Source organism: Streptosporangium carneum (assembly GCF_027922005.1).
GTDB lineage: Bacteria > Actinomycetota > Actinomycetes > Streptosporangiales > Streptosporangiaceae > Streptosporangium > Streptosporangium carneum.
Genome location: NZ_BSEV01000027.1, coordinates 1 through 11,245, shown reverse-complemented (window position 1 = coordinate 11,245; position 11,245 = coordinate 1). Strand labels below are relative to the sequence as shown.

Below are 11,245 nucleotides of genomic sequence, written 5' to 3'. Positions count from 1 at the left end.
GCGGCGGTCTGCGCCTGCGCGTCACCCGACCCACACGTGGCACTGGCTCAGGCCAGGGCGATGGTCGGGAGCATGCTCAACAGGAACGATCACGTGCACACATCAGAAAACTCACGTTGTACGGCAAGGCCGTGACCTTGCCCCGTCAGCGTGACCGGCGGCGGTCAGGAAGTCGTTGGCTTGCTCTGCATAGTCATTGGCAATTCGTGCACGGCGCCGTCGCGGCGGATGAGGTGGCGGTAGTCGGTGGGTGATATGCCGTAGGTGGCACGAAAGGCACGGCTGAACTGCGCAGCATTGGGAAAACCCCACCGGGTGGCGATGGCATGGATCGGCCGGAGATGCAGGGCAGAGTCGGCCAGGTCGCGGCGGCAGCGCTCCAAGCGCCGCTGGCGGATCCAGGAGGCCACGCTCAGCCCCTGGTCCTCGAACAGCCGGTACAGGTAGCGGACAGAAATCTGATGGGAGGCGGCGATGGTGTCGGCGCGCAGACCCGGGTCGCCCAGGTGCTGCTGGATGAAGGCGTGGATGCGGGTCTGCAGCACCTGCCGGTGGGTCTCCGGCGGCAGTGCAGCCTCGACCTCGAGATGGTGGGCGCACACCGCGGCGAACAAGTCCACGGTGATGGCCGACAAGCGAGCGGCGTCGGCAGGGGCGTAGTCGGCGGCGTGCCGGGCCAGGGCGGTGAGATGACTGGCCAGCAGCACGCTGATCCCTTGTGCAGCGGTCAGGCGAGTGGCGGTGAGCCGGGTGAGCTTGTCGGTAGGCAGCGGCAGCAGTGCCCTGGGGATCTGCAGGATTATGCCTTCGACGTTGTCGGTGCCGCCGGTGGTGGTGCGGGCGTGAAATGGGTGGGAGGAATCGTAAAGCAGTAGGTCCTGAGGCGTGGCGACGGCGTGGCGACCACAGTGGTCCAGGGCCATGGTGCCGCGCAGGGTCAGCGACAGGCTGTAGATCTCGGGGTCGGAGCGGCGGATGAGAAGCGGGGTGCGCCGGGACCGCAGCGGTGGGTAGGACAGCTGGGTTAGCCGGGCCAGGCCAAGATCGACCAGGCGCAAGCTGGCGGGAAACTCCGCTTCGTTGTCGCTGCGCATCAAGGTGGGCACGAGCGATTGGGTGGTCATCTCGTGCCACCAGGCAAACCGGTCGGCAGCGGGCATGTCCTGGCTGCGGAACACCGTCTCGATCACCGATGGTTCTCCGTGATGCGTTTCTTGCCTGACGAGGAATCCTTTATCGGTCTCCCGTATTTACCGCTGCGCACGAAGAACCCCTTTCGCGCTGTTAGAGGGCGTGTTTTTCGCTTCTACTCACATGTAGACGGCTCGCACGTTGTTGAGCAGGTCAGGTGTCGGAAGTAAACAAAAACAATCCAATTCACGCAGGTCACAGCCCTCTTCGTGGCGCGCCCGAAACCACTGCGCCTCTCTCGCGGCCGCCATACCCGGTTGCCGCTATCTTCCCGTATGGGTAATTTTGGCGGCGCGGGTGATCTTTCGACGTCGAGCACATAGGGAGCACCTGAGTGGGCCGCAGCGAGACTCCTCTGGACCCTGCCGCGGGATCGGTACCGCGTTTCGCCTACGAACTTCGTAAACTCCGTCAGGAGGCCGGCGGCCTGACCTACCGGGAGATGGCCCGCCGGGCGGGGTATTCGATCACCGCCCTGTCACGGGCTGCCGCCGGGCAGCAGCTGGCGTCCTGGCCGGTGGTGGCGGCCTACGTTCAGGCATGCGATGGGGATGTCGCCGTCTGGCAGGCGCGCTGGCGACAGGTGGCCGACGAGCAGGCCTCCCCTGCTCCTAGTGAGGAGGGAGAGGAACAAGCCGCGCCGTATCAGGGCCTGGCGCACTACAACACGGCCGACCACGACCGGTTCTTCGGTCGGCAACGGCTGTTGGAGCAGCTGACAGAGCTGCTGGGACGGCACCGCTTCGCCGCGGTATTCGGGCCCTCGGGCAGCGGCAAGTCCTCCCTGCTGCGCGCTGGTCTGATTCCCGCAGCCCGAAAAGGAGCTCTGGGCGAGCCGGTGCCGGAGGCCGTGGTGTTCACCCCTGGCGCGCATCCGATGCGCGAGCATGCCGACACCCTCACCACCAGCGCGACCAGGGGTGGGGGTGGGCTGGTGGTGGTCGACCAGTTCGAGGAGCTGTTCACCCTGTGCGCGGATCCGCTCGAGCGGGCCGCGTTCATCGATGCCCTGCTGGAGGCTGCCCGGCCGGGCGGAGGGCGGGTGGTTCTCGCGGTGCGGGCCGACTTCTTCGGCCGCTGCGCCGAACACCCCGGCCTGACCCACGCCCTGCAGGGCGCGACCGTGCTGGTCGGGCCGATGAGCCGGGAAGAGTTGCGTGAGGCGATCGTCAAACCGGCCGCGGCGGCCGGGCTGATCGTGGAACGCGCCCTGACCGTCAGGATCGTCGACGAGGTCGTCAGGGAACCCGGCGGGCTGCCGCTGATGTCGCACGCCCTTCTGGAGACCTGGCGGCGCCGCCGCGGCACCCTGCTCACCCTGGAGGGCTACGAGCGGGCCGGTGGAGTGCACGGCGCGATCGCCGCCACCGCCGAACGCCTCTACACCCGGCTGCCCCCGCAGGAGGCCGACCAGGCCAAACGGGTGCTGCTGCGGCTGGTCAACCCGGGTGATCAGGCGGCCGACACCCGCTGCCCAGCCTTCTACGACGACTTCAACCCCGCCGCCTGCCCCGAGGTCGCCCTGGAGCAGCTCGCCCAGGCCCGGCTGGTGACGCTGCACGAACACCACGTCGAGCTGGCCCATGAAGCGCTGATCTCCGCCTGGCCGCGGCTGCGGACCTGGATCGACCAGGAGCGCGAGCTGCTGCGCCTGCGCCGCCGCCTGGGCGAGGCCGCCACCATCTGGCACGACCACAACCGAGACCCCGGCGCCCTCTATCAGGGAGCGCGCCTGGCCGCCGCCCAGCCACTGCTGGGCCGCCCCGACGACCTCACCGTCACCGAGCACGCCTTCCTGAACGCCTCCGTGCAGGCGGCTGAGCGGGCCGAACACGCCGCCGCCCGCCGCAAGAAGCTGGCGCGGCTGGCGGTGGCCGTCCTGGCCGTCCTGGCCGTCGTGGCCTCGGGTGCCGCGGTGGCCGCGGTCACCGCCGCCCGGCAGGCCGACGCCCAAGGCAAGGAAGTCCTGGCCCGGCTGATCGCGAAAAGCAGCGACGAACTGGCCGCCACCGACCCGGCGCTGTCCGGGCTGCTGGCCGCCGCCTCTTGGCATTTCGCCCCCACCGACGAGGCTCGCCATGGCATGCTCGCCACGCTGGCCGGTTCCCTGCGCGGCGTGCTGAACAGCTCCACCGGCGCCGTGAACACAGCGGTGTTCAGCCCGGACGGCCGCACGCTGGCCACCGGAAACGATGACGGAGAAGTGCGGCTGTGGGAGGTCGCCACCCGACGCTCTTTCCGCGTTTTGCCCACCGGCTCCGCCCACGGCAGCAGCGTCCACACGATGGCGTTCAGCCCGGACGGGACGATACTGGCCGCCGCGGGCGGTCAAAGCGTGCAGTTGTGGAATGTCGCCACCCGCCGCCCTCTGGCCACGCTGCTCACCAACCACATCACCGTCGTCACCCTGGTGCGGTTCAGCCCGGACGGCGCCACGCTCCACACGGTCAGTGCCAACGGGACCGTGCAGCGGTGGGACGTCGCCTCCCGGCGTCTCATCACCAGTTTGTCTACGGCCCGTGTCACCACCGTCCTCATGACGGCCCTCAGCCCGGACGGCGACACCGTGGCCGTCGCCCCCACCGACGACAGACGCCTGCAGCTGTGGGATGTCACCACCCGCCGTATGACCGGCACCCTGTTCATCGACGGCGTCAGTGTCTACCGCAGCGTGCGGTTCAGTCCGGACGGCCGCCTGCTGGCCACCTTCGGCCAGGACGAACCCGTGCGCCTGTGGGAGGTCGCCACCGGCCGCCTGATCGGCAAGCTGCCCGTTGAACGGGCCGGTGAGCTGGCCTTCAGCCTGGACGGCCGCCTGCTGGCCACCTCCGATGTGGGCACAAGCAGTCGCATCCGGCTGTGGGACCTCACCACCCGCCGCCTGATCGACACCCCACTGACCGGCCACAGCCAGGGCATCTCCGACCTCATCTTCAGTCCGGACGGCCGCCTGCTGGCCACCACGAGCCGGGACGGCACCACCCGGCTGTGGGACACCACCCTGCACCGCCCGACCGATGTCCCGGCCACCGGCCACGCGCTGGGCGTCAACGCGGTCGCCTTCAGCCCCGACGGCCGCCTGCTGGCCACCGCCGAGGAGGACACAACCCTCCGGCTGTGGAACGTCGCCACCCATCACCTGATCGGTGCCCCGTTGACCGGTCACGGGCGTGGCGTCACCGCAGTCGCGTTCAGCCCGGACGGCACCACCCTGGCCACCGGCGATGACAACGGGAGCGCCCGGCTGTGGAATGTCACCACCCGCCGCCTGGTCGGTGCCCCGTTGACCGGTCATGGGCGTGGCGTCACCGCGGTCGCGTTCAGCCCGGACGGCACCACCCTGGCCACCGCCGGCAAGGACGGTGCCGTCCAGCTGTGGGACACCGCCACCCACCGTCCGATCGGCACCCCACTGACCAGCGACCTGAGCCTCACCGACGCTAACGCGGTGGCCTTCAGCCCCGACGGCCGCCTGCTGGCCACCACCGGTAGCGCCTGGGGCACCCAGCTCTGGGATGTCCGTACCCGCCGCTTGATCGGTGCCCCGCTGACCAGCCACGCCCCTTCAGTCGTCGCGGTGGCCTTCAGCCCGGACGGCACCACCCTGGCCACCACGGATGATGCGACTGTCCGGCTGTGGGACGTCGCCACGCGTCGCCCGCTCGGCGCCCCGTTGACCGGCCACACCGATACGGTGACCGGGCTCGCCTTCAGCCCGGACGGCACCACCCTGGCCAGCGCGGGCAAGGACAGACACGTCCAGTTGTGGGACGTCGCCACCCGCCGCCCGATCGGCACCCCCATGCTGGGCCATGACGGTGCGGTGAACGCGCTGGCCTTCAGCCCCGACGGCCGACTGCTGGTCACCGGCGGCGCGGACAAGACCGTCCGCCTGTGGGCGGTGAAGCTACCTACGGACCCGTCCGCGGCGGTCTGCGCCGTCATGGGCCGCTCCCTCACCCCGCAGGAATGGCAGCAGTACGTCCCCGGCCAGCCATACCAGCGAATCTGCCCCTGAGCGAGGTCGCACGGGCTTACGCCAGTTGGACCTGGCCTGAGGCGGCTGCTTTCCCCGGCAGCCTGTCGCATGGAGTGCGACTCGTCGACCACCAGGACTTCCAGGGCGACCGAGTTTGGCGTTCGCCGCCGCGCAGCGGGCGCGCATCACCATGCTTATCGCAACCCGGAATCATGATCACCTCCGCTCTGCGAAGGACCGGTGCTCGTCCCTCCATCCCCGATCCGGACCCCGGGCCAGAGCGCCTGGTCCGGCTCTGCTCGCCGGGACCCTGCTGCCCGCCTGGCCCTCTGGCGGGTACGGTGCGCCCTTCGCGGTCGCCGTCCCGGCCGATCACCCCGGGGCCGAGGCCGACCGGGCGCTGTCGCCCGCGGCGCGGGCCCGGGTGGCTGACGGGTTCGTCACCACCAGCCGTGCCTACGCCCGGGACTGGACCGCGTTCACCACCTGGTGCGCGATGCACGGCCGCACCCCGTTGCCGACCACCGCCGAGAGGCTGGCCGAGTAGGGGTGTCGGTAAGAAACGCGCCACCAGGCCCAAATGAGGCGTTCGCGCAGCTCAGCCGACCTGAGCCAAAGGGGACAAAGCCGTGCTTCTGTTCGGCCAGAGGCGCGGCGATACATCCCCCGCATATTCCGGCCTTACCTGCGCATGATTGAGGGGTATGTTCGGCACGACGGTCACGCCGACCTGCTGAGCGGGCGGATCGACGGCATCGTCAGCGAATAGCCCGATCTTCTTATCATGATCACACGCAGATTCCTGCTTAACATGGCGAAAACGACGCTCACTTCATCAGCACAGAATACCGCCGTCCGCAGGAGCTTCTTCATGACTAGAGGAAACTGCTACGTCATACTTTATATCTTTTCCCTTCTCTTGCTTCTTCAGTAGTTCTACAGAGAAGTAGGCCGTGGTGGCATCTATTGACTTTCGGAAGCAGTAGTTTTTCTTGTTTATCTCCGGAGACGTGTCCTCACCCACCGGCTGCCACCCATCTTTCTCGGCTGCCGCCCTGTAGAATGATAGAACGTCGGCGAAGGAACCGGAGAAAGCGTAAGAGCTTCCTGCGTATGCGTACGAGTCGTCACTGTCGCACCCAGAATAACCACTTCCGCTTTTTGTGGCGCCAGGTGGATGAGCGCTGAGGATTTTTTGAGACACGAGCTCGGGAATCAGTTTTCTATCGTTAGCCGAACAATCGCTTACTTCGGTCCTCAGAAACCACCCCCGGCATGAGGTGACTAGGGCGAGGATTGATCCAGCTAGAAAAATAAGAGCCAGTATGCCAATAGAACGACTTCTCACAGGAGGAGTCTACCGCGATCCCTCCGAAAGAGAAAGTCGCGGCCGCGGGAGGTAATTACTGGCGCGTCATCGGCAACCTCTAGCATTCCCTCAACCGCCCAGTAGAATACGGGACTGACTCCGTATTCTACTGGGCGGTTTCCGGTAGAAGTAACTCCGTCTTTAAGGCGGTCGTTTTAATTCTTTGGGACGGCTACAATTTCACGCCCTTGAACTCACCGTAAGGATCGGCGTTCACGTCCTTGCATGATACCGGATCCGTTGCGGGAGTTATTTTCTCGCCGCACACCGCCCACACCCCTCCCGTAAATATGCGATAAAGCAGTCCACTGGAAGAGAGGGATCGCTCTATCACGGCCTTATTCTTATTGTAATATTTAATCGCCATGTCGTTGATTACTTTGTCGAATTCGCTATCCCTGACCTCTTTTGGGTCGTTTTTATTTATATACTTTTCGTGAATGTCGGCAATCGTTTTCGCTACCTTGCAGTCAAATTCCTTGCATATCATGACTATTCCCACGAAATGCCTGAGCGCATTCCTTGCCCAGCTCTTCTCTTTCGTCCTCTCGTTGACGAATTGATTAACGAAATGCCTTATTGATTGAATCGTTTGACACTTGTATGGACCGAGCTTGTCGAGACACTCCTGTATCTCTTTGTCGCTTACGACAGAATCGTAAGGTGACGCCTTCCCGCCGGCGCGCGCAGCCAGCATATTTTTATTGGCCTTGGACAAAGCCTCAAGAGCCTTATCCCATCCCCCTGCCATTACCCAGTTGATGAGAAGCTTTTCTTCGCTCAGCGTCGGAGACCATTTTTTTATGTACTTCAGCCGGACATCCCAGTCGGCCTCCCAGTAGTCTTTTTGATCTATTTCTCTGCCGTTTTCCATGAGGCCTAGCCTCTCGGCCTCATCACGCCCAAGCAGCGGAAGCCTTGTCCACTCGCCAAAGTGGTCGTTGTACCAATCGAAGTCCGCCTCGGTAGTCCCGTTGAACGTCACACAGCAGTTCTCGCCGTAGGCGTACTCCGGCCCGTTCCGGCTCATGGGCGGCGGCACCACCCAGTCTCCGTACGCGCCGGTCGACGACACAGGGCTGGGGATAGCCCCCTGCCACCCAGGGCTTCCTCCCCTGCCTCCAGTCGAACCACCTGTCTGAATCACTGTGCTGTGGCCGGTGGGGTCGGTTCCGGTGAGCGGGGCGGCGTTGCCGTAGGTGTAGCGGTTGGCCTGAACGGACGGATTCGGGGCGAGGATGGCGGTGTCGCGGGAGGCAAACGCACCTGTGCCGGGCCGGTACCAGCGGGCGTGCATGTTGACCTTGCCGGTGTCCGGGTCGGTGTACTCGCCCTGGTAGCCCAGCGCGCGGGTGGCGCCGGTGCGGTGGGTGACGGCGCCGAACGGGTCGAAGGCCACCGAGTCCACCAGCGCGGTGCCGGAGAAGGTGCCCACCACGTCACCGTGCAGGTCGGTCATCGTGCCCAGGGCGGTGGTGCCACCCTCCTGCAGGCCGAGCAAACCACCGGACGGGTCACGGCCGTACTTGGCCTGGACGGCGCCGACGGCGTCGGTGACGGCGGCGATGTCGTTGGTCAGCCCGGAGTAGACGTAGCGCTGCTGGTCGGGGCCCTTGGTGCGGGAGGTGGTCCGGCCGAGCGCGTCGTAGCCGTAGCTGACGTCGCCGTCGGTGATGAGCCGGTCGAAGGCGTCGAAGGCCAGGTTGCGGGTGGTGCCCGCCTTGGTCTCGGTCGCCGTCGTGCCGCGCGGGGTGTAGGTGTAGTCGGTGCCGTCGCCGGAGGTCAGGCGGTTGCGCTCGTCGTAGGTGTAGGTCTTGGATCCGGCGCCGGTGCGGTTGCCGGCGTCGTCCCAGGTGTAGGCGGTGGTGCCAGCGGGGGCGGTCCAGGAGGTCAACCTGCCTGAGCGGTCGTAACCATAAGTGTGGGCGCCGGCTCCGGCGGTGCCGACGGTGGTCTTGCCGGTGAGGTTGTCATCCTTGTCCCAGCCGTAGGTGACCTTGGCCAGCTGGGTGCCGGAGCTGTTCTTCAGCGTGTGGGTGGCCGGCCGGTCGACGGCGTCGTAGGTGTAGGACTGGGTGTTGACCGGGCTCGCGGAGGTCTGGCTGGTGAGGCGGTCGGCGTTGTCGTAGCCGTAGGTCCAGGTGTGGCCGGTGACCGGGTCACCGGCGGTGGCCAGACGGTTGGCGTTGTCGTAGGTGAAGTTCGCCGTGCCGGTCGGGTCGACCCGCTGGGTGGGGTTGCCGAGCGCGTCGTAGGCGTAGGTGGCCACCTGGACGGTGGCCTTGGACACCTTGGTCAAGAGGCTGCGGTCGTTGTACTCCAGGGTGTAGTCGCCGATCGCGGTGGTCCGGCCGGCCTGGTCGTAGGTGACGTCGCGGTCGGGGGTGGTGACCGAGGCGCCGGTGCCGGTCTGCTTGGTCATCCGGCCCAGGTGGTCGAAAGTGCGGTCCACGCGCACCCCGCCCGGCTGGATGGTGGCCACCGGATTGGTGGCGGCGTCGTAGACGGTGGTCCAGGTGCGGTCGGCCGCGTTGGGGTGGGCGGTGGTGGACGGCTCGATCACCGACTCGGCCAGGCTCAGGCTGTTGTAGGTGGTCCAGGTGACGTTGCCGCGACCGTCGGTCAGGCGGGTACGGGCGCCGGTGGCGTCGTAGCCGAACGTGGTGGTGATCGTCTTGGTACTGGTGACCGGCTCAATGAGCGAGGTCGTCCGGTTCAGCGCGTCGAAGGTGCGGTTGGTAACGTATCCCTCGGCGGAGGTGGTGCTGGTCGCGTTGCCTGCCAGGTCGTAGCCGTAGCCGACGGTGCGCACCGTTGCGCTGGTGTTGTCGAGGTTCTTGACGGAGGTCTTGCGCCCGGCCAGGTCGTAGACGGCCTCGGTGGCGTTGCCGAGGGCGTCGGTGACCTTGGTCTGGCGGCCTCGAATGTCGTAGCCGTAGGTGGTGTCGTGGGTCAGCGGGTCAGACTCCCTGGTGACCTCCCCGGCCGCGTTGACCGTGAAATTGGTGGTCTTGTTGCCCGGCGCGACGGTTTTGGTGAGGTTGTTCGCGGCGTCATAGGTCAGCGCGGTGGTGTAGGCCGCAGCAGCAGGAGTGCGCTCGATCTGGGTCTGGGTGATCTTCCGGCCCAGGTCGTCGTAGGTCGCCTCGGTGCGAGCGCCGGTCGGATCGACCGCGGCGAGCTGCTCGCCCAGCAGGTCGAACTCCGACACCCATACACCTCCAGGGCCGGACGGCCCGGGGTCGGTCTTGCGCACCGGGCGGCCCAGCGCGTCATAGTCGGTCTTGGTGACATACCCACGCTCGTCGGTGACCTGGGTGCGGCGGCCCGCCGCGTCGTAGGTGAAGGCGGCCGTCGGAGTGACCGCAGTCCCCCCCGGCGGGGTGTAGGACGGCGAAGTGGTCGAAAGTAGACGGCCCGTCTTGTCATAGGCTGAGGTGACGGTGCGGCCCTCGGCATCGACGTTCTGAGTGAACTCACCAGCGGTGTTGTAGCCATGCTTGGTCGTGGGCCTGCCGGCGGCGGCCGTGCCGTTCTTCTCGATCGTCGCCTGCGGTGCTTTGACCTCCACCAGTTGCCCGGCGATGTCGTAGCGCATCGTGGTGGTGAAATCGGCGGCGGTGGCACCGGAGGCGTTGCCGCGCGGGTCGGTCGTGGCGGTCAGCAGGCCCCGGTCGTCGTAGGTGCTGGTGGCCACTAGGTCGACGGTGCCGTTCTCCACCTCCTGCCGGGTCACCTGGCCCAGCGTGTTGTGCTGATAGTCGGTGATTTCGGTGCGCGTGGTGCCCGCGCCGGTGAAGGTCGTGCGCATGACGTTGCCGCGCGCGTCGTAGACGTAGGCGGTCTTACGGTTGAGGTCGGCCGGGTCCAGCGTGCTGGAGGTGGTTCGGCCAGCGGCGTCGTAGACGCGGACGACGGTGCTCTTGCCGCCACCGGTGACCTGTTCGGTGAGGTTGCCAGCCGCGTCGTAGGTGTTGGCCTGCAGCACCACGTCGGTGGGGGTGGTGGAGCCGTTCAGCCGGACGTCGTCGGCGATCACCTGCGACAGGCGGTTGTCGGTGAAGTAGTTGTAGGAGGTCTTGCGCCCCATCGCGTCGACCTTGCTGGCCAATCGGCCTGCGAAGTCGTAGGCGATCGACTCCAGTACCTTGTCCTGGGCGGGCTGCGGGTTGACCGGGCTGCCGGTCCAGCTCTTCAGCGTCGTGGTGGCCAGTTCACCACGTTCGGTGTAGCCGAATGTGGTCACGGTCCCCATCGGGTCGGTCGCCGAGACCTGGGCACCGGTGACATCCCAGGCGGCATGAGTCACCCCGTTCTCGGGGTCGGTGACCGTCTCCACGCGGCCGTGCGTGTCGTAGGCGTAAGTGACGGTGCGCGCCGGGTCCCCGCCGGTCAGGTCGGACAGCGTCTCGGTGAGCCGGTTGCCGTCGGCGTCGTAGGTGAGGGTCGTCTTGGCGGTGTGGGTGACGTCGGTGACCTCGTTCTTCACCCCGGCCCCGGTCTGGGTCAGCAGCCGCCCCACCCCGTCGTAGGTGAACGTGGTGGTCACTCCCGCAGGGTGCGCCTGGGAGATCTCCTTACGGGAGATCATCCGGCCGACTGCGTCGTAGGTGAACGCCGTGACCAGGCCGGATGGGCTGGTCTGCTCGGCCAGGTCCCCGGCCGCGGTGTAGCGGTAGGTGGTCTCCTCGTTCTTGGCGTTCTTG

General features: G+C 66.6%; 5 protein-coding genes. 2 read left to right on the top strand and 3 right to left on the bottom strand.

The genetic code is table 11. The features are described from left to right. Window positions 1-164: 164 nt before the first annotated feature. Window positions 165-1,190, bottom strand: coding sequence for an AraC-like ligand-binding domain-containing protein (locus PKF00_RS36015; RefSeq protein WP_271222199.1), 1,026 nt, complete (start codon window positions 1,188-1,190; stop codon window positions 165-167). 335 nt (window positions 1,191-1,525) lie between these two features. Between PKF00_RS36015 and PKF00_RS36010 the strand changes: the two genes are divergently transcribed. Then, complete coding sequence (locus tag PKF00_RS36010; protein WP_271222198.1) at window positions 1,526-5,209, top strand: nSTAND1 domain-containing NTPase; 3,684 nt, start codon at window positions 1,526-1,528, stop codon at window positions 5,207-5,209. Window positions 5,210-5,594: 385 nt separating this feature from the next. Continuing rightward, window positions 5,595-5,717 (top strand): hypothetical protein, encoded by a 123-nt coding sequence (locus PKF00_RS36005; protein ID WP_271222197.1) that lies wholly within the window; start codon window positions 5,595-5,597, stop codon window positions 5,715-5,717. Window positions 5,718-6,005: 288 nt separating this feature from the next. Here the strand turns inward: PKF00_RS36005 and PKF00_RS36000 are convergent, their stop codons facing one another. Both PKF00_RS36000 and PKF00_RS35995 read right to left on the bottom strand, forming a co-directional pair. After that, window positions 6,006-6,518 (bottom strand): hypothetical protein, encoded by a 513-nt coding sequence (locus PKF00_RS36000; protein ID WP_271222196.1) that lies wholly within the window; start codon window positions 6,516-6,518, stop codon window positions 6,006-6,008. A gap of 193 nt (window positions 6,519-6,711) precedes the next feature. Next, entirely contained in the window at window positions 6,712-11,088 is a 4,377-nt protein-coding gene (locus tag PKF00_RS35995) for an RHS repeat-associated core domain-containing protein (RefSeq protein ID WP_271222195.1), read from the bottom strand. Between the last annotated feature and the right edge of the window lie 157 nt (window positions 11,089-11,245).